The sequence below is a fragment of the Ferruginibacter sp. genome (assembly GCF_028288465.1).
Taxonomy (GTDB): domain Bacteria; phylum Bacteroidota; class Bacteroidia; order Chitinophagales; family Chitinophagaceae; genus Ferruginibacter.
In genome coordinates this window covers 215,842-242,210 of the sequence record NZ_JAQBNR010000053.1, presented here as the reverse complement: position 1 = coordinate 242,210, position 26,369 = coordinate 215,842, and the positions used below count along the sequence as shown (strand labels likewise).

Sequence of the window (26,369 nt, the reverse complement as noted above, 5' to 3'; positions counted from 1 at the left end):
CACTTTGTTGCACATCTTTCAACATCTACCGGATCAGGACTAAGTTTCCTTTTTTGTAAAACTTGCTACAGTTATCCTCCGCTTTTATATAATAAACGTAATTGCCTGCGTCAGCTGCTTTTCCCCGGTAGGTTCCATTCCAGCAATCATTATCTGTGGTAGTATGAAACACCATGCTTCCATAGCGGTTAAAAATGGTCACTTCAACAGATTTCATGTAGGTAAAATGACTGACTTTAAAACAATCGTTTAATCCATCTCCATTTGGTGTAAATGCTGACGGAATGAAAAAAGAAGTGGACCCGATTTTATTTACTACTACGGTAATCGTATCAGAGGCAACACAGTTGGTGGTTAAATCTACAGCGGATACGGTGTACAACGTGGTGGCATTGGGCGAAGCCAGCGGATTGGCTGCAGTACTGTTATCCAGGCTGGCAGCAGGTGACCAGGAAAACGGTCCGCTGCCGGTTGCCTGTAACTGGGCAGCAGATATACTACAATCGATATCATTTAATTTTGTTGCTTTGATGGCAGGCACAGGCAGTACAGCTACTGAAGTAGATAAAGTAGCAGTGGTATTACAAGTAAGTTCTTTAATTACTACTGTATAAGTCGTATTGCTGCTGGCATTGGTGGTGGGGTTTGCAATGTTAGGGTTATTTACAAGTGCTGCCGGTGACCATGTGTATACGTCACCGCCAGTTGCTAATAACTGGGCAGATGCATTGAGGCAAGTGGTATCAGCTGCAGATATAGTAAATACAGGGTCGGGGTTTACAGCAATTTTTACCGAATCAGTGGCAGTGCAACTATTGGCTCCGGTTACAACAACAACATATGTGGTGGTGGTTACAGGCGACGCAACCGGGTTGGCAATCGCGGCATTACTAAGTCCGGATACAGGCAGCCATTGGTAAGTACTGCCACCAGATGCTTGCAATTGTAGCGGGGTATTTTTACAAATGGATGTACCCGGAGTAACTGCAACAACAGGAAGCGTCTTTGCTGTAATGTTAACGGTATCCGTAGCTGTACAGCCTTTACTGTCTGTACCCGTTACAATGTACTGGGTGTTTACAGATGGTGTTGCTACCGGATTGGCAACCGTGGCATTTGAGAGACCAGTTGTGGGAGACCAGTTATACGATATGCTGCCGTTTGCACTCAACTGCACTGCCTTGCCTGCACAAACTACGGTGTCATTATTTGCTTTTACAGAAGGATGATCTACTGTGATAATTACGCTGTCTCGTTTTATCAGCACCGGCGCGAAAGAAATATCATCCAGCGCAAAATCGTTGCCCTGCACAAAAGTGTTTTTGTTTACTATCGCAATTTTTGCAGAAGTATTGTTGCCAGAGTTCCATGTGGTATAAAATTGGGTCCAGGTGCAGGTTGGTAAACTCGCTGTAATTAATGTGCCAACATCCCCACCATTAATCGAAAAACTAAGTTGCGCCGGATTGGGTGTATACAGCGCTTGTATCCAGGTCGAAAAGGCATAGTTTGTATTGGGTGTGACTGCAACACTTTCACTCCACACCAGTACGTCTGCTGTCGGCGCGCCGTTTACTAACATCATATTACCGCTGCCTGTTGAATGATCACCACATGGGCTCAGACCCCCGTTCCAGTTCAGGGGATTTGTGCCAACGAAATACTGAGCTTCCGTGATGTTGGGTGTGGCAAAATTATATGCCGAAGCAAACCCTGTATTGCCCGCGCTAAAATCGCCGTTGACAATGGTATTGACGCCGGGGATTTGTGCAGTTAAGAAATAGGTGATAGCAACCGGGGTATTTGTTGTGGGGTTTGCAGATAAAGGATCGTCTAAATAAGTCGTGGGTGACCAGCAAAAGTTGAGTGAAGGTGCAGTTAGCAACTGTTTAGCCGTACCAAAACAAATGGTAGTGTCCTTAGTAAGTATAATATCCTGCCGTAAAATATTAACAGAAATATTTTTCGTGATGGTGTCATTACAGCTACCGTTTTGCGCCGTATATTTTACAAGGTAGTTACCCGTATTGGCATAAACATGAGTTGGTGTAGCTCCGGTCGCAAGTCCGCCATCTCCAAATATCCAGGATGGATTTACCGGAGCATTTCCAATTGCCGAAAACTGGATGCTGAGGGGATTACAGCTATTCTGGTTGTAAGAAAAATCAATCGTAGAACCAGTTGTGGTAACGGTGGTTTTTACACTGTCTGTGCAACCGTTGTTGTCGGTCACCACAAGGGAAACACTATGTGCGCCAACTGTAGCATAGGGATGTGTTACAACGGATGAGCTTGCCATTGTGCCATCGCCAAAGTCCCAATGCCAGGTTCTGATGGCAGAATTTTGAATGTAAGCTGAGCCAACAAAATCAAATGAATTACATGCTGCCTGCGTAGCTTTTATTTTTACGGAATCAATATTTTTTTTGAAGGGATGGGTGTCGAAAGGAAGCTGCAAGTTAAATAAATTGATGCCGGCTTGCCCAGGAGTTGCGCCCCATGGATTATTACTATCTGCAAGTATTACACCATTAGCCCCCGGAGTTAAAGTATTTGAAACAATGGGGGGTAAGGTAGGGCTGTTAAGCCAAATCGTTCCTGCGCCACCTCCGCCTCCAGGACCAATTCTATTAGCGCCAACGATCGGGTCATAGACCGAAAGGTCCGCCCCTTTACCTCCAGCCACACTTAATATTGTATTTGCAATATAGTTTGCCGTATTAATCAGTATAGTACCACCTCCACCACCGCCACCATTGCCATCGTGACAGTCAGTGGTACCAGGAGCGATACATTGTGGTGCGTTACCTCCGTTGGTAATAATCCTAAAACCATTGGCATCGAAAGTTGGTGTATTTATAATAACAATTCCACCACCATTCCCGCCCTGCATGGCCGTTCCATTAATTTGGTCAGTATGGCCAGATCCACCCCCACCACCCATAAATATTTTATTTTGACCATTGCTGTAACTTAAATTGCCTCCGCCGATTCCCCTGTTATCAAAAGGTGCGCTACCGCACACATCCAACTGATAGCCGCCCAATCCACCTGCACCACCATTCGCACCACCGCCACCGCCTGAATTATGTCCGAGTCCACCTCCACCACCGTTGCCAGCAAACCCTTTTCCGTAGGAAATATTGTCGCTTATTAAAGCGATGCTCTCTCCTTTAGAAGCGGCTGTGACTGAGCCGGCCGGGTAGAAATAATTATTTTCAAAACAAAAGAGTGTATTGGAGTGTGGGTTAGAGCTGTTGCCGCCATGAAATCCTTTTCCAGTAAGGTTAATATCGGCCTGGAGTGTGACTGCATTTTTCGCATTTAATACCAGCACGCCGCCTTTACTTCCATCCCAGGGAAGACAAGTAAGCACGGATGTTAAATTGGCGGAAGTATAATAAGGAACCCGGATTAACTGGACTTTGCCATCAGGCAAATCGTATGACCTTGTTATACTATCTCTTAATTCAACAATATTTCCCGCTTTGCTTTTTACATAGTTAAATTCGTAATTACCAGCGTTTTTATAATTGGTAATATTGCCAAAGGCCGCTGTATTTGAAGAATCAATAACAGCCCCTTTCATCTGGATCATCAACACTGTATCACCAATATTGAAGGTCGACGCATCTTCAACGGTAATGTTATTTTCGCAGGGATTGAACGCTATTACAGGGGTATAGGTGTTAATGATTAAACTGTCGCTTATAATTTTAGCGCAGGAATCTGCAACAAATGCACAATTGGAGTTAGTTGCATTAATGGAAGCACTGCCACCCAAAACACCATTATATGTATTGTTACCTTGTTTATTTAGCAAATTATCAAAAGTATAATAAGCCAGTAATCCCGGCTGGGTAGTTGGACTTGGCAGGGATGAATTCATATAAGTTTTTATCTGGCTTTGTGTCCGGGCCACATTCCATATACGTACTTCATTTATATAACCTATTAATTGCGTTGTGTAAAATGATGCATCATAAAGGCCAAACCTTGCTTTCCAGCTGTTTTGGATCAGGTTACCGGTTGCATTTATCTGGCTCATCAAAAAACCATTCCTGTAAAATTTTAGTGTGCTTCCATCATACACCATTGCAACGTGATAGGTTTTATTCAATTCAATATCACAAATATCCGGCGTACCAAAAAAGCCATTGGTTGTTGTAATATAGCCATGGTTGGGCCTCAATAAATAGTTTACATCTGAAAAATCGTTGTGTTTCGATACAATATCTCCTTCCGTATTATTTCCACCACCCGGTAAATAAGGAGCAGTCCTATTAATATTGGCTTCGATTGTAATCTGGTTACCAGGTATATTAAGCTGTCCGATATCGACAAAGGAACCAATTGAAGGCGTACTCAACCAGTTATTGCAAGTTTGACCGTTGCACAATAACGATGAGAGGTGAGTGGCTACCAGGGTAAATAAAATTTTCTTCATAAGGAGCGGTAAACTTAAGATTACTAAACCATATGAAAATAGTGATTATTTATAGACCAGTATAATTATATGGGGTAATTTTTTTTAACTCATTTTTTAATGTTGCAGAAATTTTAAGCGTTGTAATGAACTGATGAATAGCTTGTTTATCAATTGCATTTTTGCCTCGTGTCAATTCTTTCAATGCCTCATAAGGCTGTGGATAATTTTCTCTTCTCAGGATCGTCTGTATTGCCTCGGCAACAACCGCCCAATTATTATCGAGGTCGGCTTTTAATTTTACCTCATTCAATACAAGTTTATCGAGACCTTTCTCAATTGATTTAAAAGCGAGGATAGTATGCGCTACCGGTACGCCGATATTCCTCAATACCGTTGAGTCTGTAAGATCTCTTTGTAATCTTGATACCGGTAACTTAGCTGAAAGATGCTCCAGCAAAGCATTTGCAATACCCAGGTTGCCTTCGGCATTTTCAAAATCAATGGGGTTTACTTTGTGTGGCATTGCCGAAGATCCTATTTCGCCCTTCTTGGTTTTTTGTTTGAAGTAGTCGGAACTAACGTATGTCCATATGTCGCGGCAAAAATCAATAAAGATGGTATTGATGCGTTTGATGGCGTCAAAATGGGCAGCCAACGTATCATAGTGTTCTATCTGCGTAGTGTATTGCTGACGTTCCAGGCCCAGTTTTGTTTCCGTAAATTCATTGGCAAATTTTACCCAATCGTATTTTGGATAAGCCACATGATGTGCATTAAAGTTACCCGTAGCACCGCCAAATTTTGCCATGAAAGGAATATAGCTAAACAATTGTACCTGGTTTTCCAGCCTTTCCACATATACCATGATCTCCTTGCCTAAGCGGGTCGGGGACGCCGCCTGTCCGTGTGTACGGGCCAGCATGGGTATATCTTTCCAGGCAGTTGCCAGTTGTAATAATTGCTGTTGCAGGTTAATTACCGCTGGCAGGTAATCGTGTTCCACCGCATGTTTCCAGCTTAATGGTATGGCCGTATTGTTGATATCCTGGGAAGTCAAACCAAAATGTATCCATTCTTTTAACGAGGCAGCATTGCATTTATCCAATTCTCCTTTCAAAAAATATTCCACTGCTTTTACATCATGGTTGGTTATTTTTTCAGTTTCTTTTATTATTCCAGCATCTTCTAAAGAAAAATTAGCAGCTGCATTTTGCAGGTGGTTTTTTACGTTGGCGGGCAGCTTAAAGAATTTTTTTTCTGCAAGAAAAATGAAATATTCAACTTCTACGTGTACACGGTATTTTATCAGGGCGTATTCGCTGAAATATTCATCCAGGTGATGTAATTGTTTCCGGTAACGTCCGTCAATGGGAGAGATAGCAGTTAGTTGATTTAAATCCATGGTGATGCTGTAAATTTGCTGCCAAAATTATACTAAAGCAATTGGACAGAAAAATAAGAGTAGGAGCGGTTAGCTATCTGAATACAAAACCTTTGATTTTTGGATTTGAGAACGGGATGATGAAAGAGTCAATTGATCTTGTTTTTGATTACCCGGCAAATATTGCAAAACAACTCATCGAAAACGAAATTGATATTGGCCTGATCCCCGTGGCCGTGCTTCCACAGTTAAAAGAATACCACATCATTTCTGACTTTTGCATTGCCGCCGATGGAGAAGTCGCCAGCGTTTGCTTGTTTAGTGATGTGCCACTGAATGAAATAAAAACAATTTTACTGGATTACCAGAGCCGCACTTCTGTTGCACTTTTAAAAGTGCTGTTGAAAGAGCATTGGAAAATTTCTCCTGATTTGGTACAGGCTTCAGAGGGATATGAGAATACTATATCCGGTAATACAGCGGGGCTTGTTATTGGTGACAGGGCGCTGCAACAACGGTTAAAATCAACCTTTATCTATGATTTAAGCACGACATGGAAAGAGTTAACAGGTAAGCCCTTCGTATTTGCAGCATGGATAAGCAACAAGCAAATGACTCAACAGTTTATAGCAAACTTTAACCAGGCAAATAAATTTGGATTGGATAATTTAGAACGGGTAGTCCGGGAAAATCCATACGATACGTATGATTTACACACCTATTACACAGACAATATAAAATTCAATCCTCAATTTGATAAGCTTGAAGTAATAACTTTATTTTTGGAGAAAATAGGTGCTGATCAGTAATCTGTACCTGATAATTTATGAGTAAAAAAATTACGATAGTTATTCCATGTTACAATCAGGGAATATTTTTAAGTGATGCCCTGAAAAGTCTGGAAGCGTGCGATGCCAGTCTTTTCGATCTAATTATCGTAAATGATGGATCTAGCGAAGAAGAAACGAAGACAATTTTGAATGGTCTTTCTGCCGAAGGTATTAACGTCATCAACCAGGAAAATAAGGGATTGGGAGAAGCAAGAAACGTGGGTATAAGGGTATCTAAATCTGACTATATACTGCCACTGGATGCCGACAATAAGATACTGCCAGGTTACCTGACAAAAGCAATCGAAATTTTAGATCGGCAACCGCAAATAGACGTGGTGTATGGAAATGCCAACCTTTTTGGCGAAAAGACAGGAGTCTTAAGACCAGGTCCGTTTAACCTCCAGCAACTGATGATTTGTAATTATATCGATGCTTGCGCTGTGATTAGAAAATCAACTCTTGAAAGAATTGGGTTATATGATAATATGAAAATTATGGGCTATGAAGATTGGGATTTGTGGCTTCGGTTTGCATTTAATGGTTACAGGTTCTATTACGTGGATGAGACGCTTTTTGAATATCGGGTGCGGGGGAATTCGATGCTTAAGAATCTTAATCAGAATATTCAAAGGCAAAATGAGATAGAGGACTATTTTTCAAAGAAATACGCGGATAAATTAGATTTTGAATTTGTGGTAAATCGTCTTTTATATCAATTTAAAAAAAGACCTTTTAGATTTTTACACTATTTGATGATGAAGAAGTTTTTCCCACAACATTTCCAAAAACTTATTAAGGAAAACAGGATTTATAAAAATTTTATTTATGGTTGAGACACAGCAATACACCAAGAGCTTCTTTACAGAGCTGGAATCCAATTCCTACAAATCGGCCAAACTTGTATTGCCTTTTGTTAATGATATCCTGCATCCGAAATCTGTTATCGACATAGGATGCGGTACCGGCGAATGGCTGAAAGTGTGGAATGAAGATTTTGGAGTTGAAGATATTAAAGGTGTGGAGGGACCCTATATAAAACGTGATCTTGTAAAAATAAACCCTGATAAACTTGCTATTCAGGATTTAAAGTTGAGCTATTCAGAGAACAGGAAGTACGACCTGGCCATGTCTCTTGAAGTAGGAGAACATCTTCCAAAAGAATCTTCAGAAAAATTTATTAAAACGCTTACTTGTCTCAGTAATGTTGTGTTGTTTTCAGCGGCCATTCCGGGGCAGGAAGGCACTTATCACATTAACGAACAGTATCCTGAGTACTGGGCATCAATCTTCAGCAAATTAGATTTTATCCCTGTAGACTGCTTTCGGGAATTATTGTGGCAGGTGAATGGAATTGAGTATTGGTACAAGCAAAATATAATCTTGTATGTAAAGAAAGATGTTTTACCTGTTTATCCAGATCTGTTGGAAAAAAGCAAGAATGTCAATCCCAATTACCTGTTCAGGCTACATCCTGATTTGTACGAATTAAAGAATGCCAGAATAAAAGAAACGAGCACTTTTGTTGGATTATTAAACTGGAAATGGGTTAGGTTTAAATATAGATATTTAAAAAAACAGGGATAAGTTTATGAGAGAAGAAGGTTTAAAAAGGTTGAGTGATTTTAAGTTAAATGCCTTAGACCAACACTATATTGTAAATTATTTTTTATTTAACGATATAAAACATACAGCCAGCGAATTTGCTTTTGGAAAAACGCTGGATATCGGTTGTGGTAATAAACCTTACCAAAGCCTGTTTAATACTAAGGTAACTGAATATATCGGCTGCGACATTATACAAAGTGACCAAAATCTAGTAGACATCATTTGCCCCGCAACAGCATTGTCTTTTGAGAATGGAGTATTTGACACGGTTTTTTCAACACAGGTAATTGAGCATGTGGAAGATCACCGGGCTATGCTTGCAGAAGCCGCACGGGTTTTAAAACAAAACGGAGTCGCCATTTTTACCATGCCATTTTGTTGGGCACTTCATGAAGAACCGTACGATTTTTTTAGGTTTAGCAAATACGGGATAAAATTTTTATTTGAAAAATATGGATTTGATATGGTTTTAATAAAGGCCAATGGAGGTAAATGGGCGACTGTTGCACAGCTTTTTTTAAATACTTTATTCTCGTCCAGAAAATACAGAACCTGGAGATCTTTTTTAGTAAAACACTTTTTTGTGACACTGAGATTTATCTGGATCTATAATAAATTTTCTGTTTGGTTAGATAAAAGATATTCCGATGAAGAACTAACACTGAACTATATTGTCGTTGCAAGAAAAAAGTCTTAACGTGCTATCCAGAAAACCGATAAACCAAGTGGGAAAGATTATAAAATAAAACTAAGCAGCTGCTTGATAATAAAAAACAAGTTTAACCAGAATTTGATTATTTGTAATAACCAGTATTTCTTCCGAGCCAACATTTCTTAGCCTAAACTTCCGCAGGCAATGGTTGTGGCCCTTGCTTATAAGCATTGCACGATTAGCTACTTACATTTTCAACTTACCATTGCTAAAATGTTACACTTACTCTCAAAATGGGTACAACTACAAATTAAATATGTTGTGTTACTCTTAATCTGATATTATTGATTAATTTCGGCTTAAACAATATCAAATATGAAAAAGATAATTCTTTCCCTTTGCTTGCTGGTTTTTGTCCTTTCCTTCCAAACAACTTTCACATCTTGTAAAAAAGAGACAACGGTTCACGATACTGTTACTGTAGTAAAAACCGATACACTGATTATCAAAGATACTGCCATTTCTCTAGGCTTAATAACAGCAAACCCGTGGAAATTAAAATATCTGCAGGGTGTTGTTGGAAATACAATATACTTGTATGAAAGAGGAGGCTCTAACAATGCCATAAATTTCGATAACGAATATCTTGCCTTTAATCAAAATAAAACCGGTGTATATCTTGATGCCAATAATGCAACGCATCAGTTAACCTGGGATTTTATGAATAGTCAAAATACAACGTTAACTTTTACTGTAAGTAATCCGTCTCCGACTCCTTCCCAGATTGTTATATGGGACAATGTGAGGTATAAAAACGGAGCCCTTTTGTATGATGAATATTGGTCAATGTCCGGCACAAATTCTCACAGCCAAGGAATTAGAATACCTAAGCAATAAAATAAAAAGCATTTATTATCCACTTAATAAAATTTAGGAAGTATTAAAATTTCTTGCTTTGGGTTATGCTGTGTTCTTACTCATGGTCGCCGCTTATCCCAATGTTTATTAGGATAGCTACTACGAAATCTAGATTAAAAGATAAAAAACAAAAATGAGAAAGATTTTCATGATCTCTGCTGCACTAAAAGCATTTGCTTTGACATCTATCCTTTTTCAGATGACAAGCTGTAAAAAAACTACTGCTCAAGACATGTCTAATTGCCCTCCCGCTGTTTACCCCATTACCGGGCTGTGGGAAGGCACTTACCAAACCGACCAGGTAAATCATATTCCCACTTATTGCAGCTTTATTATTTATCCTGATGGAACTTTTATGAAAAAGGCCCAGGTCGTTTCATCAACGGAATATGAACTTACCCGGGGAAGATGGAAACTCAATGGAAATTTATTTGAATACCAGGATACGTCAATTCTACCATATAGCGGTGGAAGTATAATTAACAAAGCTTCTCTGACATTCAGTAATACAGGCACTTTGACAAACGGTACCTGGCAAGATTTAAGCGGGCAAACATTTACCGGAACATTCCAAAATATGAAAAGAAATAATTAGCTTTTTTTGCAAATTTATATTGAACGTTTAGAGCTTTTCAAAAGCTCTAAACGTTTTTTTGTTTTATGCAGCAAGCCACGCTTTTTTACTTGAAAGGAGTTGCATAAATTTTCAATAAGTTTGCATGTTTCTGTGATAAAAATTGAGGTTTATAAATTTACATCCACCTTGCTCCATAAGTACATTGATCGATATGGGTATCCGGATGCAAAGGCTTTGTAAGCAACTTTGATAAATCCAATTCTTTTAAATAAAATATAAATGTCGGGTAATTCCTTTCTTCAAAATATTTCAAATGGCATCAGTTTAAACTTAAAACGGTTGGCATCTAACCCGTACAAAAAAATAAATTTAAACTGGTTCAAAATTAAGTATTACAAACATTTGCCCGCGGGTAAAACAAAAACGCATCTCTTATTTGGCAAGTCACTTTACTTCACCGATTCAATACAACTGGTAAATGGCCTGGAGGAAATTTTTATAGAAGAGATGTATCGCCAGGAATTAATAGCCAACCCATTTATAATTGATTGTGGTGCTAATATTGGTTTAAGTGTTATCTACATGAAACGGCTATATCCTGATGCTGAGATCATCGCCTTTGAGCCGGACGAAACAAACTTCCAGCTGTTGTCAAAAAATATAGCTTCTTTTGGATACAGCAATGTCCATCTTCGTAAAGAAGCTATCTGGCTTGAGAATACAGTGCTTCAGTTTTCAAACCAGGGTACAATGACCAGTAAAATTGAGATGGAGGCTAGTGCTGGTACAATCGACGTGAAGGCAGTGAGGCTAAGAGATTTGCTGGACCGGGAAGTTGATTTTTTAAAAATTGATATTGAAGGTGCAGAGTATAAAGTACTCTGTGATATTGCTGATAAATTATACCAGGTTAAAAATATGTTTTTGGAATACCATGGAACGTTTGCACAAAATAAAGAGTTAACCGCAATGTTTGAAATGATTAGCAGAGCTGGATTTAATTACTACATAAAAGAAGCCGCCACCCTTTTTGACTATCCTTTTCAACGGACAAAAAAATCTGATATCGGGTATGATGTGCAGTTAAATATTTTTTGTTTTCGCGTATAATTAACCCGTTTAAGATTCTTATCATGATCTCAGTTATCATCTGTTCAATTAATAAAACGTTCGCCGGACAGGTGCAAAAAAATATAGCCGAAACCATCGGAGTGGTTTGGGAAGCCGTGGTTATCGAAAACACAGTAACTCCCCAAAGCCTAACCAGTGTGTACAACCTTGGGGCAGCAAAAGCCACATATGATTTTCTTTGTTTTGTGCATGAAGATGTTATTTTTAAAACACAAAACTGGGGATTGAAATTGATTGATTATTTTCAAAATGATCAGCAGCTCGGCCTGGTTGGTATTGCCGGAAGTAAATATAAGAGCAGGGTTCCTTCTGGTTGGGCAACGGGCATTGCAAAAATTGATTGTTGCAATATTACGCATCTGGATAGCAAGGGGAATCAGCAACAAATGTATTTTAACCCGGTATCCGGCTCGCTTACACAGGAAGTGGTTGTGCTGGATGGTGTACTATTGTGTTGTCCCAAAAAGGTTTGGGAAGTCGTTAGGTTTGATGATATCTTGTTGAAGGATTTTCATCTGTATGATTTGGATTTTTCTTTCCGGGTTGCTGAAAAATATAAAGTGTTGGTTAGTTTTGAAATTGATATGATTCATTTAACCGAAGGTGGAAATTTTTCTGATAAATGGCTGGAAGCAACCTTGGCCTGGCACAAAAAAATGAGTGCGAAATTGCCGGCGTATGTACAAGGATTCCAGGTCAACAAAAAAGAATGGGAAGATAAAATTGTCCGAACCTGGCTGATACGTTTGAAACACGAAAATATTGGATTTTACAATCAGCTACAGTGGCTGACGAACGTCAAAATTTGGGCGCATCTTTCGGCATGGCCAAATGTATTGTTGTTTATGGTGAAAAAATATTTTAAAAAGCGCAGTTAAATCATGAGCAATAAGCCCCTTATTTCAATATGTATTCCGGCTTACAAACGGATCACTGATCTGAAAATATTACTTGATTCCATTGGCGACCAAACGTTCACGGATTATGAGGTTATTATAACAGACGATAGCCCTGACGACACCGTTAAAAATTTCTGCGATACTTACCCGCACACCTTTAAGTTGGTGTACTACAAAAATACGCCGCAACTGGGAACACCGGAAAACTGGAATGAAGGCATACGAAAAGCGACAGGAGTATGGGTGAAGCTGATGCATGATGATGACTATTTTTCTGCAAATGATAGCCTTTCAATGTTTGTCGCAGCCATTGAAAGAGATCCTGATGCACAGGTTTTTTACAGTGCTTTTATTTTTGAAGATGCAGCCAATAGCACAAAAAAAATTATTAACTGCAACAGGTTCGACCGTTTCTTCTTAAGCCTTTCTCCGTACCATATGCTGCGGAGAAATTACTTTGGCAACCCCAGCTGCATCATGGTAAAAAAAGACGTCCCATTTTTATACGATAACCGTTTTAAATACATTGTTGATTTTGCCTATTATATTGAGTTACTTCAAAATAAAATTAAGTGCCGGTATATCAATAAAGTGTTGATTCATGTTGGCATTAATGAAGGGCAGGTTACCAATTATACCTATAAAAACAAAGCGGTTCAGATGTATGAAAACCACGTGCTGTTTGAAAAAATCGGCACCGGGGCTTTGCGCAATGTTATAGCATTTGATTATTACTGGCGTATTTACAGAAATTTTGAAATTAAATCAGTGAAGGACATTGAGCCATTTTATAAAGGGGAGGTTGCAGCTGTTTTACAACAGATGATTGCTTTTCAGCAGAAAGTTTCACCTGGCTTATTGAAGAAGGGGATATTCTCAAAAATTGCTATGTTGTGCTGCTATTGCCTGTTGAGAACGAAAAATATTTTTTAACTTCTATATATTCGCTGATGTAAAACTTGTTTTAAAATTTTAGTGGCCCAAAGCGCCCCATATTGCTTGGTATAATAAATAGCGGCAAAAATATACCACCGGTAATCGGGATAAAATTTCTTCATAAACTGCGCATGATTGCGGATGGATGTGGTGCGTATTTTTATCCATTTATCTTTGCTCACACTTCCTTTGTGTACATGCATTACTTTCGCCTGCGGCAGAAAATGTATTTGATAACCCAACTGCTTAAAATCCCAGCACCAGAGTGTGTCTTCGCAATACATGAAAAAATCATCCGACAATTTTTTCTTTGGTAGTTGTTGTATGATGCTTTTAGGAAACAGCATAAATGCACCCCAAACCCAATCGCAGTTAGCAAAGCTTTGGTGATCAAAATAATGATGCAGCATCAGCGCTTCCCGCTTGGCCTTTGGCAATAACTTATAGAACGGAAACACTTCCAGCAACTCCCAGCTGATGGTTCTGAAACGACGGCAGTTGTACTGGATGCGGCCATCAGGGTACAATAACTGGCAGGTAGTCATGCCTGCCTCTTTATGCGTCAATAAATGATCAAGGCAAATTTTCGGCGCATTGTTGATGAGTTCCGTATCGCTGTTTAATAGTAACAGGTAATCGCCTTTTGCATTGGCAACACCCAGGTTATTACCACCCGTAAAGCCACTGTTGACAGGACTTACAACCAGGTTAATGCCCGGAAATTTTTGCTTGAAAAGCATTGGATCGCATTCAACAGAAGCATTGTCGACCAATACAATTTCGTAGTCAACCTCTACCAGTTTATCATAAATAGATTGTATACAATTACAGGTAAGGGTAAACGTATTGTAATTGATTATGACGATGGATAATTGCATTGTTAAGCTACTTTATAAAAGTAAGGTTTGTTAAGAAGGATTTTAAAACAGTAGCGCAATAATACACCCATATTTTTTACATAATCAATCCAGTTTTTAAAAGTATAGGTGGCTTTATTAGCAGTGAAAATTTTGTGCAGCAGCAGGCAAATGAAAAACAAAGGTATCTCTATAAAATAAGTGCCTGCAATTAGTAGAAACCATCCAATACCAAATTGTTTCCTGATGCGTAACATGTTGGAGACTATGATCTGTCTTCCTTTTTTATTCCAAAGGTTTTTACTGTTTTCATTTTCTGTGGTGGTGTAATAATCACTGCTGGTTCCGCCGCCAATATGAATTACTTTGGGCTCAGCAAACAGGTACAGTTTCCCCTGCTTGCGTAAGCGGCTGCACCATTCAATCTCTTCGGCGTACATAAAAAAATCTTCATCCATTAAGCCGGCTTTTTGTAACACTTCTTTTTTCACCAAAATATAAGCGCCTACCACCCAGTCCACTTCAATTTTATCTTTGATTGTTTGCACGCTGGGCACAGTTGATTTAAAACGGTAGCCAAGATAACGGATCAGTTTACCCAGGTAGGGCAGGGGCAGCAAGGTATTCAGGCCACCCTTCACAAAATGCGCCCCGGATATCTGGTTGGTACCATCTGTATTTAATAGTTGTACGCCCGAACCGACAGCATCTGAATATTGTTTTATCAATGCCAGATTTTTATCTATTGCGCCTTCTTTAATGATCGTATCTGCATTTAGAATCAGTACATAGTCGCCCAGTGCAATGCGTATGCCGGCATTGTTGGCCCTTGCAAACCCTGCATTGTAGCCGGTTTGCAGCCATCGGATAGCCGGAAAGCCAGCCTTTAATTTTTCTTCCAACCCGTCTTGCGAGTCATTATCCACCACAATTATTTCAAAACTATACTGATGTGTTTGCTCGTAGATACTCGCTACGCAATCCATCACCAGTTTGGCAGATTTATAGTTGATTATGATGATGGATACATCCATGTTTTTAAATAGAAGTCTTGTAATATTTTAAAGATCAGTTAAAGCAAGGGTAATAGCATCAGCATTTGTAAGCTATTATATTTACAAAAGGTGAAAATAAAATTCCTTGTGTGCCGCTTATACTGATCAGTTTATTCAACAATTTTGCAAGCCAATTCATAATGGCTGACTGGTAATGAGTATCCCAGTAACCGGCAGTAAAATCCATGCAATAACCTGCTTTATTGATGATGCTCTTGTACTCATTCTTTGCCAGTAAATGTTCGCACCAATAACCATAAGTACAGATGCAGGTATTGCTTCGTAAAAATGGCACAGGTTTAACAGTTTTGTTTTTTTTATAGTCTTCTATGGCGTCTGCAAAGTCTTTGCTGGCTTTGCCTCTTGTTAAATCGGCGAGTTGCTGTAATTGCTTGTTAGCGATGCCGGGCCAATGTTTTTGCAGCTCTTTTATCCGCAGTGGCCGGTATTGTTCCTTCTCGATTTTTTTGTGCAGTAAATAATGTTTCAGCCGCATCGCCGGATTGTGGAAATTGGCCGAAGTAGTGGAGAAGACGACAGCTGCTGGATTGTGACGATACAATTCTTCATAAAAAAAATCAAGACTGTAAATATGTTCAATCACATTTCTTGAAGCAATGACATCGAATACAAAATTTTCTGCTATTGCAAACCTGGTCACATCATCAATGTCACCCGTAACAAAACCATCTACTTTAATTTGTAGCGCTTTGCTGATGGTAACGGCGGTATCTCTCCAGTCTGGTAAATAATCATTGTATATCATTCTTTTAAAACCGATCATTCCTCCCAGCAAGTATAACGTACCCAGCCCTGCGCCATAATCGACTATGCTTATTTCTTCAATTTTAAGCCCTGTTTTTTTTACAGATTCGTATATGATATGGGCACTATTCTGAATTGAAAAATACAAGCGTTTCCCTAAATGGTGCTGAATGAAATAATCCTTAAAATGCGCTTCAATGTCCAGGCGTGTAGCATCAAAGTTTTTCAACAGCCTGAATAGTTCAGCAGCTTTACGATTGACAGCAACAGCCAAGGCATCATCACCTTTCAAAAAGATAAAATCAGATTGCTCAGCAGCCATTATTGCTCAATTTGCTTGCTTCTTTGCTTAAATACATAAGCGGCGTAACCAATCAATAAAATCACCAGCAGCCATGTAGCCAGCAAAGAAATGGTGTAACTGGTTTTATACACTTTCGGTTCAAATTTAAATTCAATGGTGTGTTTACCGGCTGGTATCAACAGCGCTCTTAAAACATAATTTGCTTTTGCAATAGGTGTTAATTTGCCATCGATGTAAGCGTTCCAGTCTTTGTAATATATTTCACTGAATACGGCCACATTGGCTGCATTGCTGTTGCTCTCATATTTGATAGCCATATTTTCAAAAGCAGTCTGTTTAATGCTGGCAGCGCTGTCTGCAGGTGCAAAACCGGTAATGATATTTTTGAAGCTGTTGTCGATGATCGCAGTGTCTTTCGGATCAAAATTATCCAGCGCTTTCATCTCTTCCACCGGTCCGTTTACAAATCTGACACCCTTTACAAACCAGCAATTACCAAGCGCCTGCATGTTAACCTGCGCAGTAGTATTATCGCCTTTTTGGTTTGGCTGAATGATGTATTTTGTATTAAGCATGTTCAGCACCGAAAGATTAGGCTGACCGCTTAACTGGTAGGTAATCAGGTCATCATAAATGCCCAGTTTCGCCGGATGATATCCACCAATAGAATTGTGGTAGTAAGATGTTTTAGCTTCCTGGAACGGGTCAGCGCCGCTTACATTAAATACCCTGAAATTGGGATCTTTGTCTTTTAATATAAACAGGTCTGCGTTGCTCTGCGGAAACTCATTGGCATGATATTTTTCGGCATTATCAAAACTTTTTTCGTTGATGTAATGCGTGTCAAATGGAATAAGATCCAGCGCTGTCAGTAACGGAAGTCCAATTAAAACAATTACCGCATTAATCTTTCTATAAACAAACAGACCAATAAGTGCAACGGTAAGTGCAACAAACAAGAGGGAATGTAAAATATCCCCACCCAAAAAGTTTTGCCTGTCTTTACGCAATGCAGTAACGACCGCACGGGCCACTTTTGTATCTCCCTTGCTTTGCTGTAAAAAATTCTCATACACCCTGTTATCTACGAGTGGTTCAAATTTTTGGTTGATCTCCTGCATTTTGCCATTAAGCGTACTGTCCGGTGTGGCAAACGCAGCATTCACAGCAGCTGTTCTTTCCTTATTCTCCTTACTGTAATCAAGGGTAAAATATAATAAACCCGCAATTACAAAAATGCCCGCTATAGTAAATACGCTGAGCCTTAATTTTTTCAGCATTTGAGGATCATCATTATCCACCACTTTTTGCGTAGTAAGCACCGCCAAAATGGGAAACAAAATTTGGGGAATAACCAGCGCCATTTCAGGCGTTCGGAACTTATTATAGATAGGGAGATAATCAAATAAAAAATTATTGATCAGTGGCATATTCTTGCCCATCGCCAGGATAATACCCACGATGCTGGCAGTAAAAATCCACCACTTATGTTTGTTGTCCAGCAAAAACATACCCAATATAAATAGAAAACAAATAGACGCACCGAGGTAATTGGAGCCGGTTGTAAAAGGCTTATCGCCCCAGTAAATACTGGTGGAAAGGTTTGTCGCAATATTGCCAGCCTGGTCTTCGGGCACATTTAATGTCTCCTGCAAATACTTACTTACGTTCGAAGTTTCAGACAGTTTAGGGAAAATGCTGTAGTCTTGGTCCCGTTCGCTAACGTGGCTGCCATAGCCGGTTATACCGGGAAATAATAAGCTGAGGGATTCCATTTTACCATAACTCCACTGAAAGGCATAATCTCTTGAAAGGCCATTCGTTTTATTTTTGTCAGCGCCGGCTGTTTTGCCTTCGGATTTACCATCCATCACCAAAACGCCGCCCCGCTTGGAGTATTTGGCATAATCTACCACCGGCAACAACAAAATGGCATTAATCATAGCGCCGATTGCAGCGCCGCCAATTGCCAGTGAAATCGCTTTCAGCATGTGTTTGGTATCTTTTTCCTTTATCCACTTTACAGCAAAAAACAGGGTCATAATGGCAATGATCATTAATGTATAATAACTGATCTGCTGGTGATTTTGCATCAGGTGCATAGTGGCGAACAGGGCTGTAAACACAAATCCGCTGATGTACTTTTTATTGAATAACAAAATAACCCCGCCAATCAGGGCAGGAGCATAGGCCAATGCAAGCAGTTCGGTATCGTGCCCCGCAGCAGCGAGGATGGGACTGAAAGTACTGTATGCAAAAGCGAGACTACCGAGTATAGCTACATATGGTCGTATGCGCATACACATACATAAAATGTAAAAGCAAATACAACTTAAAAAGAAAAAGTTGAGTGGTTTGGGCAACCAAAACTGAAAGGCTTTGTCTACATAATAAAAAGGGGACCAAAAGCCTTCATAAATAATATTGTAAGCCGGCATGCCACCAAACATACTGGTAACCCAAAGGGGATACGTACCGTGCGCTTCTTTATATAGTACACTCTGGTGCTTCATGGCATCGGCCTGCGTAAAATCGCTTTGCTGCATTACCACACCCGGTTCAAGGGCCGGTTTGCAAAAAATTACGGCAACCAGTAAAAACACCACAATGGCAATAACATGCGGCAAAATCTTCTTTACATTTAAATTCTTCATCGAACGCTTTTGATTATGAGGCAGCAAATTAACTTAAAATATTTGTAAGCAAAAAAGCGGCACTTTATAAGTACCGCTTTTAATATAAAAAAATCTTGTCCGGGCAGCGAAGCTATGTGCAACTTCAGTGGCGTCGCACACTTTTACCACCTATTTTGAGGCAGCTTTTTACCTAAGCGAAGACTAAGCAATAAAAGCCTCAATTCAAAATCTGGATGTATAAAAGTCATCTGGTAAAAGTGAGTTCTGCAAATCATCCCCGTTAGGGGATGGGGGCAACACTACTGTCCGTTCGCTCCCTGCTGATTATTATTCTGCATATTTTCCATTTCACCCTTGATGTTTTTGCGTTTGAATAGACTGGCATCAATTTTACCAAAACGCCAGTTAAAATTCAAACGCAACACCTGCGGATCCCGGCGACGATCATAATCTTGTATAAAGTAGGCCGATTCAGAATGCGTACTATTTAACCTGGTCCTGAAAATATCGCTGAACTGAAGCGTTAAAGAAGCCGCATTGTTCTTTAGAAAGTCTTTTCTGATGGCAATATCTGCTCCATAAAAAGGCTTGATGTATCCTTGCGTCGATGGTTGACTTCCTCCGCCAAAACGGCCTCCGCCATCGCCACCGCGTCCTCCGCCGGCAATCAATGTTTTGGACTGATAATCGCCGCTTAACTGAATGGAATAATTTTTTGGCAGCTTAAAATTGTTATTCAGTTTGCCAAACCAGCTCACCTGGTTACTGTTCACGCCACCTGGAATATTTCCTGCATTAATGGTAGATTGATAGAGGTTAAAGTTGCTGGTAATGTCCCAGGCTTTTGTGATCTGGTCCCGGCTGATCAACTCAATTCCATAAGTGTAGGTTTTGGAAGCATTTACGTAAGAAGAAATAATCACGCTGTCAACTTTGGCAGGATTAGGATTCAATATTTGTTCCTGGAATCTTGCTATCAGGTCATTGGTATTTTTAAAGTAAATAGTGGTAAGTAAATTGTGTCCTTTGCTTAGCTGATTTTGATATGCCAGTTCCAGCAGGTTGGTAAACTCTGGTACCAGGTTAGGGTTTCCACGGCTCAAATTCAGCGAATCGGTATAATCAATAAAGGGAATCAGTTGCCAAAAATTGGGGCGGTTGATTTTCCTGGAATAATTTAATTGTACATCCTGTTTATCGTTTAACTTATAGGTGGCAAATGCACTTGAAAATAAACTAAAAGGATATTTATTTGAAAATGATTTTGCTGTTGTGAGCAATGATCCGTCGTACTTCGAACTTTCTACCCGCAAACCTACATTGTAGCTAAATTTTTTTATTTGCTGGGAAAAAGTTGCGTAGGCAGCGAGCACCTGGTCTTTGAACTGGTACTTGTTATTGAGCGAAGGAAGAGAAATAAAATTGCCACTAGCCGGATCCTGGAAAAAATTATCGTTGGCACTGTAAAAGTTTCGAATGGCTACCCTTGCCCCGGCTTCCAGCTTTGTTGTTTCATTGATTGGATCAGAGTAATCTGTTTGAGCAGTGAAATATTTGCTGTTGCCACCACCTTGCGAACGTTGGTTAAGCATGGCAGTTTTAGGGCTTTGATCCAGGTTAAAGTATTGGGAACTTAAATTGTTGATGTTGTCGTTTTTGCTGTAATTATAATTGGCATCTGCAGTAATGTACTTATTGGGTTTGGCAAAATTATGCTTGTAACTCACGGAAGATCCGTAATTTCTGAAGTTAAATGTGCCATCCGTAGTCCTTGTGCCGTAATCCGAACTACTATATGTGCCGTAAGTAGTATCCCTGTTGATGTGCAGCAAATCAACATTATTAAATCTTCCCCGGTTATAATTGCCGGCAATGGTGATGGTATTGCGGTTATCCAGCAGGTAATCCATTCCCACTCTGCCAAATCCAAAGGCGCCTGTTCCCACCGGCGCACTTTTTTGCAGCAGGTTAGCAGTAGCACCTTTCAAAAAATCAGTACGTTCTGTACTAACGGTACTTTTACTTTTTCTAAAACCAACAAATCCACTTGCGAAAAGATTTACTTTTCCTTGTTTTACATTGATATCTCCGCCGAAACTGGGTTTTCCCCGGCTGTCCAAACCCGCTCTTATATTGCCGTTGTAACCCACTTTTCTGTTCTTTTTCAGCACAATATTCAGGATGCCTGCACCGCCGCCGGATGCATCAAATTTGGCCGAAGGATTGGTAATAATTTCCACTGTGGCAATATCATCTGCAGGGATCTGATCTAAGGTTAACGTGGTAGGTCTTCCATCCACAAATATCTGCGGACTCGCATTACGCAGTGTAACATTGCCATCAATGTCTACATTTACACTGGGCACATTTTTCATAACATCCACTGCGGTACCGCCGGTACTGGTAATATTTTTTTCAACATTGAATATTTTTCTGTCAATACTCATGGTAAGCAGTGGTTTGGACGAGGTAACGGTTACATCCTGCAACTGCTGGGCATCTGTTTCCATTTTTATATTGCCGAGATCTTTGTCAACGGCATTTAACAGGCTGCTGTAATCTCCGCCTTTCGCCGCCTGCATATTAATTTCAAAAGCAATTTTTCTTTCAATCGGTTTGTATCCAATGGCTGTAATTTTTAGTTTGTAGCTGGCCATTACAGGCAGGTTCTCTAAACTAAACTCGCCTTTTTTAGTGGTAAGCATGCCGGATACGATTACATCTTTGCGTTTTTTTGTAACGGTATCCAGTTTGTTTTGTATCAGTTGAATACTGGCAGCATCTATTCCTTTATTGGAGGCCGAGTCCACCACTTTACCGTAAAAGTGACCCATATTCATATTTTGTCCGCCGCCACGATTTCCTGCACCCGGAAATTGTGCCAAGGTATCGGCTGAATAGAACATCAAAAAGCTTAGAAAAAAAATCAGGGAGTATTGTGTGCGCATCGTATTGAATTTGATTAAATGTATAACCGGCAGGCAAATTTCTGCTGTAAATATTAAAAAATGAATCGGGAAATGATGAGTGGTAACAGTTCTGCCGGGTTATTGTTTGATCTGTATGAATCAGTTGGTAAAAAAGTGCGCAGCTACTTCTATAAGTCCGATAAGGAAGCCAAAAAAGCCGCCGACAAATTCAAGGAATTTAAATTCCCGTTTTGTAATCTGGTTTAAAATATCTTCCAGTTTCTCAGACGAAAAGGAGGCCACTTTTTCAGTAACAATTTTTTCCAGGTCCAGGTCTTTTTCCAACTTATTCATATAGCTTTTCATCAGCACCGGAAAAAGGGTTTCCAGTTCGGCAAGGAAGGCATCTTTTAGTTGCAGGATTGTTTTTTCACCAATCAGCATCGACAGCATGGGAAAAACCTCCGTCAATTTGTTGCGCAAAAAGTGATCAATGTGTTGCTCAATATCGGGCCGCAGTTTTTGTAAATTTGCCGGGTCGGTAACTTTTTGTTCTATTTCATCAAAGCTCAGCAGTTCTTTTCCCACCACCTGTCCCAGTTTTTCAGCAATCAGGCGTTGATTTTTAGGGAAAATGCCCTGTACACTAAAGCCCAGTATTTTAATTGGTTTCCTTGGATGAAAAAGCATTTTAATGGCAATCCAGGTGGTAACCCAGCCGGTAAAAGTTGAAAGTAAAATGGTAATGATATTTCCTGTCCAGTTCATAATTTAAATTAGAAGTGCAAAGAAACACAAATAATAACCAACAACATGCATCCAACAAATATGATTGCAACAGCATTTCTAAAAGCAGGCACCAGCAGGCATTTACGGGGGAAAGCAGATAATACGACCCGGGCGTTCAAAATAAATTGGCTGTTTTTTTAAATGTAATTTTGAACGGGAATAGTTTTTTGCTATTTTTGCCCTCCAATAAAAAACGGTAGTCGTAGCTCAGTTGGTTAGAGCATCAGATTGTGATTCTGAGGGTCGGGGGTTCGAGCCCCCTCGATTACCCACATTTAAGATTTGAAAACCCGCTTCCTAAGCGGGTTTTTTCTTTCTTTTTAGGGTTACCTGTACTGCAGTTGAAATCACCTGTAATACTTATTATTTAAAATTTTGGTTGAACCCTACCTGCCACTTAACAGGAGCCTGCTCACCCTGAAAGCTTAGCTTAAGTATATTACCTGTCAGCTCCTTTTTTACCTGAACTATGTTGTTTTTACCAGTGGTTGCAGTCACCGTTGTAGTATCAAATCCATCGGGCACGTAAACAAAAAGGTCGTATTTGTCGCCGGGGATGGTTTCAGATAAACCCTCCAGTGAGTTTTCTTTTTCATTCCACTGTAAACTGAGGATAGAGAAAGCACCTGTAATATGGCGGGAGTTCCCTATAAGCTGAGGCTTTCCGAGCAACGGATGCAGTTGCAACACCCTTGTATCATGCGCTTCAACAGTCAGGGCTAAACTGTCGCGAAAAACACCCGCAAATTCCTGTCTCCAAAAATCAAAGGCAACATAAGCGGCGCCGGAGCTAAGTCCTAGTTTGTCCGCAAATGAAATTTTTCTTGTCATTTTTTCATTTCGCCAATTGGTGAATGCCACTACATCATAAATACCCGATTGGCCATTTACTTTCAGGTTCAGTATTTCGGGATAATTATGAATATAGGTATCCGGTGTTCTGTGTTTAAAATATTCCCACGGCGTGTTAGTGCTCATGTCGGAACCGCGGCTAAATAAATCGGCGGGCAAAACCGGCATCGTTGGCATAGACATCTTCAATAGCCGGGACCGTTCTTCCGGTAGTTCCGGCATGATGCTAGTGAGCGGATAAACAACCCCAGTCAATGCTACAAAAGTTACAAGTGTCCGGGCTTCTGCCATAGAAACACCAAATCCTTTCAGCGAGTCTTCACTTGTTTCTGCCGTGTAAATATAGCGGGCCGGCATCTTCTTTTTGGCTTCTGCCAAACTGGTAAAAGGAGATACATCAATGCCTTCACCCGGCATCACATACATCGCAATGTGGTTTAAAAACGCGTTTGCGCTGATGGCATTAAACAAGGCATAAGATCCCAGCCAGGTATTATAGACATCGGCTCCGTTAAAATAAGAATTAAAAAATCCGATGCCGTTCAGCGGTGTTCCGGCAGGGCAACCTTCTAAAAATGTTGTTGGTCCAATTACATCCCGGATTAGCTGCAGCCTGTTCCTGTATGAAACCACGGGATCGATTGTGGTATCAAATAGTTTTGTTTTGTCAACAACAGGCGCATATTTTGGAAGTGCAAACTCACCGTCAAATTTAAAATACTCAAAACCCCAGCCTTTTAATGTGGTGAATAGTTTTCGCAGCCATTGCTGAACGCCGGGGTGGGTGAAATCCAGTGTTGGCGTATCGTAATCTAAAATCAGCTTACCGTTTTTGTCACGCAGGTACCATTCAGGGTGTGTCGTAACAGCCCCGGCATAGGAGTTGGGTACAAGCCACAACCCCGCATGCAGGCCTTTAGATTTAATATAGTTGGCCATCCATTTCGGTCCTTTTGGAAACAGTCCACGTTTATCCCAATTTTCTATCCAGGCATGTTGCAGACTGTCTTTACCATTGTCGTACCCGTCATCAATTTGTACATATTTAAAACCATAGCGTTTCAAATTGGAGGCGAGCCAATCTGTATTGCGGACAATGTCTTTTTCCCTTGTATCACGGTAGTAAGAAGTCCAGCTACCCCAAACCACCGGTGCCACAGGAAACTCCGAATCATTAAAGCGGGAATAAAAAGGCAGCCCCAGCGTGTGGGTGTAATAATCTGGAAGCAAGCGGATGACGGTGTTTCCGGCAACAGGAATTGTTATATTGAGCAGATCAGGGTACTGTGGGTTTCTTTGCAGCAGGGATTGATCTGAAAAAACAATGGCAATATCCTGGTCACGATCAAAAAGACTATGGAGGTTGGCTGATGAAACTTGCCCGAGCGTAAAGGTCATCACTTCCGGATTTTTAGAAGCAAGATAAGAGGGCGTCCGGGTTTCGGTTCCCCCGAAATTTTCAACCACTTCAGTAGTGCCCGTCCATGTTACAGGTGATCCTTTGGCGTCAATAACATTGGCTATAATGCGGTCATTGCTGGCAGGTGCCTGTCCAGTAAGTACAAGCTTTCCCGAAGACGATGATATAGTTAAACAATGCTCATTCAAATCAAAAAGCAGGGCGCAGGCTGGTTGAATTACATTTATGGCAAGTTGATGCTGACTTGTCTTTTCAGCCATCCAGCCCTTTAGTGAAACCAGCTGCCGGTTATTTTCTATATTAAGCTGAACATGTTGCAATAGTATGCCCAAACTGTCATAGGCAATATTGATAGTGCCTATTGTTGCATCAGCAGTTATTGTCCATCCTGCATATGCAACACTAACAGGGGTGGATAAAGGCTGTGTGCCACCTGTAATTGCTGTCGGCACTTGTGCCTGGCTTTGGCTGATGTATAGTGTCATACATGGAAAAACAAAATGCAGTGCAAAAGCCAGGTTGTATATTTTTTTCATTGTTATTATGATTTACAAGCAGTTTTGTCCGTCAACAAATCAGCATTGAACAAAATATCCGGAAGAAATCTTTGCTGAAAATATTTTTGCCTGTTTGCAATTGTTGAAATTGGTTTAAATATAAACTGAGAAGCGTTTAGTAAAATTGAACAAACGTTTGCGTCATCCAACTTTCAATAATAGATTTTAGAAAGAGTTGTTTTGAAAGGAAATTCAATATCTTAGAATACTAATTATCTACCTTTTTTGCCAAACGAAAAACTTCACACAGAAAAAAACTTGTTGCAGCTTGCCGCTCAGGGCAATGAAGCTGCATTTGTTGAACTCTTTTATTTGTACAGGCATAAGCTTTATGGTTATGTGCTAAAAATTACAGCAAATCCCGAACTGGCGCAGGATATGGTGCAGGACGTATTTTTAAAATTATGGAAAAACAAAAGTCAGCTGGATACAATAGATAATTTTGGTGCCTTTATTTTTAAGGTTGCCCAAAACCAGGTGGTAAATTATTTCAGGCGCATGAACAACGAAACCCTGATGCTGGCGAAAATGCAGGATGGCATGAGGGGATACGAAAGATGCACGGAAGAACACATCAGTCACAACGAACTGCAGCAGTTAATTGGCGAAGTGCTAAGCCGCCTGCCTTCGCAGCAACACCTGGTATATAAGCTCAGCAGGGAGCAGGGTTTAAAGCAAGATGAAATAGCCATGGCATTAAAAATTTCTCCCCATACAGTAAAGAATCACCTGGCAGTGGCCATCAAAACCATCAGGCAACAATTACGTAACAAGCTGGAAATGGAGCAGCTTCCCTTATTATTTTTTTTAATGCTACAGCTGTTTAAAAATTATTTTTAAATAGTTGCTTTTACACTAGTCCTA

19 protein-coding genes and 1 tRNA gene are annotated in these 26,369 nt (G+C 40.1%); 11 read left to right on the top strand and 9 right to left on the bottom strand.

Annotated elements, in window-relative coordinates:
- Positions 1–25: 25 nt before the first annotated feature.
- Positions 26–4,447, bottom strand: coding sequence for a PKD domain-containing protein (locus JWR61_RS21145; protein WP_301929697.1), 4,422 nt, complete (start codon positions 4,445–4,447; stop codon positions 26–28).
- A gap of 49 nt (positions 4,448–4,496) precedes the next feature.
- A complete protein-coding gene (gene purB / locus JWR61_RS21140; protein WP_301929696.1) occupies positions 4,497–5,831 on the bottom strand; it encodes an adenylosuccinate lyase in 1,335 nt (444 codons plus the stop codon).
- Between the two features lie 41 nt (positions 5,832–5,872).
- Here purB and JWR61_RS21135 point away from each other — a divergent pair, with 41 nt between their 5' ends.
- From JWR61_RS21135 to JWR61_RS21095, 9 genes are all read left to right on the top strand, one after another.
- Positions 5,873–6,619 (top strand): menaquinone biosynthetic enzyme MqnA/MqnD family protein, encoded by a 747-nt coding sequence (locus JWR61_RS21135; RefSeq protein ID WP_301929695.1) that lies wholly within the window; start codon positions 5,873–5,875, stop codon positions 6,617–6,619.
- A gap of 17 nt (positions 6,620–6,636) precedes the next feature.
- Positions 6,637–7,476, top strand: coding sequence for a glycosyltransferase (locus JWR61_RS21130; protein ID WP_301929694.1), 840 nt, complete (start codon positions 6,637–6,639; stop codon positions 7,474–7,476).
- Positions 7,469–8,227 carry a methyltransferase domain-containing protein gene (locus JWR61_RS21125; protein WP_301929693.1) on the top strand — a complete coding sequence of 253 codons (759 nt, stop codon included), beginning with the start codon at positions 7,469–7,471 and terminating at the stop codon, positions 8,225–8,227. The genes JWR61_RS21130 and JWR61_RS21125 overlap by 8 nt, the downstream gene beginning before the upstream one ends.
- Before the next feature lie 4 nt (positions 8,228–8,231).
- On the top strand, positions 8,232–8,945 hold the full coding sequence (locus tag JWR61_RS21120; protein ID WP_301929692.1) for a class I SAM-dependent methyltransferase: 714 nt from the start codon (positions 8,232–8,234) through the stop codon (positions 8,943–8,945).
- Positions 8,946–9,275: 330 nt separating this feature from the next.
- Positions 9,276–9,797, top strand: a complete 522-nt coding sequence (locus tag JWR61_RS21115; protein ID WP_301929691.1) for a hypothetical protein — start codon at positions 9,276–9,278, stop codon at positions 9,795–9,797.
- A gap of 154 nt (positions 9,798–9,951) precedes the next feature.
- Positions 9,952–10,413 (top strand): hypothetical protein, encoded by a 462-nt coding sequence (locus JWR61_RS21110; protein ID WP_301929690.1) that lies wholly within the window; start codon positions 9,952–9,954, stop codon positions 10,411–10,413.
- 261 nt (positions 10,414–10,674) lie between these two features.
- Entirely contained in the window at positions 10,675–11,505 is an 831-nt protein-coding gene (locus JWR61_RS21105) for an FkbM family methyltransferase (RefSeq protein WP_301929689.1), read from the top strand.
- Positions 11,506–11,528: 23 nt separating this feature from the next.
- Positions 11,529–12,404 carry a glycosyltransferase gene (locus JWR61_RS21100; RefSeq protein ID WP_301929688.1) on the top strand — a complete coding sequence of 292 codons (876 nt, stop codon included), beginning with the start codon at positions 11,529–11,531 and terminating at the stop codon, positions 12,402–12,404.
- Between the two features lie 3 nt (positions 12,405–12,407).
- Positions 12,408–13,358, top strand: coding sequence for a glycosyltransferase (locus JWR61_RS21095; protein ID WP_301929687.1), 951 nt, complete (start codon positions 12,408–12,410; stop codon positions 13,356–13,358).
- On the opposite strand, the gene JWR61_RS21090 is transcribed toward JWR61_RS21095, so the two are convergent.
- From JWR61_RS21090 to JWR61_RS21065, 6 genes are all read right to left on the bottom strand, one after another.
- Positions 13,355–14,239: a glycosyltransferase family 2 protein gene (locus tag JWR61_RS21090; protein WP_301929686.1), complete on the bottom strand. Its 885-nt coding sequence runs from the start codon at positions 14,237–14,239 to the stop codon at positions 13,355–13,357. The two genes, JWR61_RS21095 and JWR61_RS21090, sit on opposite strands and share 4 nt — an antisense overlap.
- 2 nt (positions 14,240–14,241) lie before the next feature.
- Positions 14,242–15,252: a glycosyltransferase family 2 protein gene (locus JWR61_RS21085; protein WP_301929685.1), complete on the bottom strand. Its 1,011-nt coding sequence runs from the start codon at positions 15,250–15,252 to the stop codon at positions 14,242–14,244.
- 58 nt (positions 15,253–15,310) lie between these two features.
- Positions 15,311–16,360 carry a hypothetical protein gene (locus JWR61_RS21080; RefSeq protein ID WP_301929684.1) on the bottom strand — a complete coding sequence of 350 codons (1,050 nt, stop codon included), beginning with the start codon at positions 16,358–16,360 and terminating at the stop codon, positions 15,311–15,313.
- Complete coding sequence (locus JWR61_RS21075) at positions 16,360–18,996, bottom strand: YfhO family protein (protein WP_301929683.1); 2,637 nt, start codon at positions 18,994–18,996, stop codon at positions 16,360–16,362. The genes JWR61_RS21080 and JWR61_RS21075 overlap by 1 nt, the downstream gene beginning before the upstream one ends.
- Before the next feature lie 281 nt (positions 18,997–19,277).
- On the bottom strand, positions 19,278–21,926 hold the full coding sequence (locus tag JWR61_RS21070; protein ID WP_301929682.1) for a TonB-dependent receptor: 2,649 nt from the start codon (positions 21,924–21,926) through the stop codon (positions 19,278–19,280).
- A gap of 120 nt (positions 21,927–22,046) precedes the next feature.
- On the bottom strand, positions 22,047–22,655 hold the full coding sequence (locus JWR61_RS21065) for a DUF445 domain-containing protein (protein WP_301929681.1): 609 nt from the start codon (positions 22,653–22,655) through the stop codon (positions 22,047–22,049).
- A 217-nt stretch (positions 22,656–22,872) separates the two neighbouring features.
- On the opposite strand from JWR61_RS21065, the gene JWR61_RS21060 reads away from it, so the two are divergent.
- Positions 22,873–22,946, top strand: a tRNA-His gene (locus JWR61_RS21060).
- 93 nt (positions 22,947–23,039) lie between these two features.
- Here JWR61_RS21060 and JWR61_RS21055 read toward each other — a convergent pair.
- On the bottom strand, positions 23,040–25,484 hold the full coding sequence (locus JWR61_RS21055) for an alpha-galactosidase (RefSeq protein ID WP_301929680.1): 2,445 nt from the start codon (positions 25,482–25,484) through the stop codon (positions 23,040–23,042).
- A gap of 246 nt (positions 25,485–25,730) precedes the next feature.
- On the opposite strand from JWR61_RS21055, the gene JWR61_RS21050 reads away from it, so the two are divergent.
- Complete coding sequence (locus JWR61_RS21050) at positions 25,731–26,345, top strand: RNA polymerase sigma factor (RefSeq protein ID WP_301929679.1); 615 nt, start codon at positions 25,731–25,733, stop codon at positions 26,343–26,345.
- Positions 26,346–26,369 lie beyond the last annotated feature (24 nt).

Coding starts and splice junctions, on each gene's coding strand:
- JWR61_RS21055 (WP_301929680.1), bottom strand. CDS start 25,484: ATGAAAAAAATATACAACCTGGCTTTTGCACTGCATTTTGTTTTTCCA.
- JWR61_RS21070 (WP_301929682.1), bottom strand. CDS start 21,926: ATGCGCACACAATACTCCCTGATTTTTTTTCTAAGCTTTTTGATGTTC.
- JWR61_RS21100 (WP_301929688.1), top strand. CDS start 11,529: ATGATCTCAGTTATCATCTGTTCAATTAATAAAACGTTCGCCGGACAG.
- JWR61_RS21085 (WP_301929685.1), bottom strand. CDS start 15,252: ATGGATGTATCCATCATCATAATCAACTATAAATCTGCCAAACTGGTG.
- JWR61_RS21090 (WP_301929686.1), bottom strand. CDS start 14,239: ATGCAATTATCCATCGTCATAATCAATTACAATACGTTTACCCTTACC.
- JWR61_RS21145 (WP_301929697.1), bottom strand. CDS start 4,447: ATGAAGAAAATTTTATTTACCCTGGTAGCCACTCACCTCTCATCGTTA.
- JWR61_RS21105 (WP_301929689.1), top strand. CDS start 10,675: ATGTCGGGTAATTCCTTTCTTCAAAATATTTCAAATGGCATCAGTTTA.
- JWR61_RS21130 (WP_301929694.1), top strand. CDS start 6,637: ATGAGTAAAAAAATTACGATAGTTATTCCATGTTACAATCAGGGAATA.
- JWR61_RS21095 (WP_301929687.1), top strand. CDS start 12,408: ATGAGCAATAAGCCCCTTATTTCAATATGTATTCCGGCTTACAAACGG.
- JWR61_RS21075 (WP_301929683.1), bottom strand. CDS start 18,996: ATGAAGAATTTAAATGTAAAGAAGATTTTGCCGCATGTTATTGCCATT.
- JWR61_RS21125 (WP_301929693.1), top strand. CDS start 7,469: ATGGTTGAGACACAGCAATACACCAAGAGCTTCTTTACAGAGCTGGAA.
- purB (WP_301929696.1), bottom strand. CDS start 5,831: ATGGATTTAAATCAACTAACTGCTATCTCTCCCATTGACGGACGTTAC.
- JWR61_RS21065 (WP_301929681.1), bottom strand. CDS start 22,655: ATGAACTGGACAGGAAATATCATTACCATTTTACTTTCAACTTTTACC.
- JWR61_RS21080 (WP_301929684.1), bottom strand. CDS start 16,360: ATGGCTGCTGAGCAATCTGATTTTATCTTTTTGAAAGGTGATGATGCC.
- JWR61_RS21110 (WP_301929690.1), top strand. CDS start 9,952: ATGAGAAAGATTTTCATGATCTCTGCTGCACTAAAAGCATTTGCTTTG.
- JWR61_RS21115 (WP_301929691.1), top strand. CDS start 9,276: ATGAAAAAGATAATTCTTTCCCTTTGCTTGCTGGTTTTTGTCCTTTCC.
- JWR61_RS21120 (WP_301929692.1), top strand. CDS start 8,232: ATGAGAGAAGAAGGTTTAAAAAGGTTGAGTGATTTTAAGTTAAATGCC.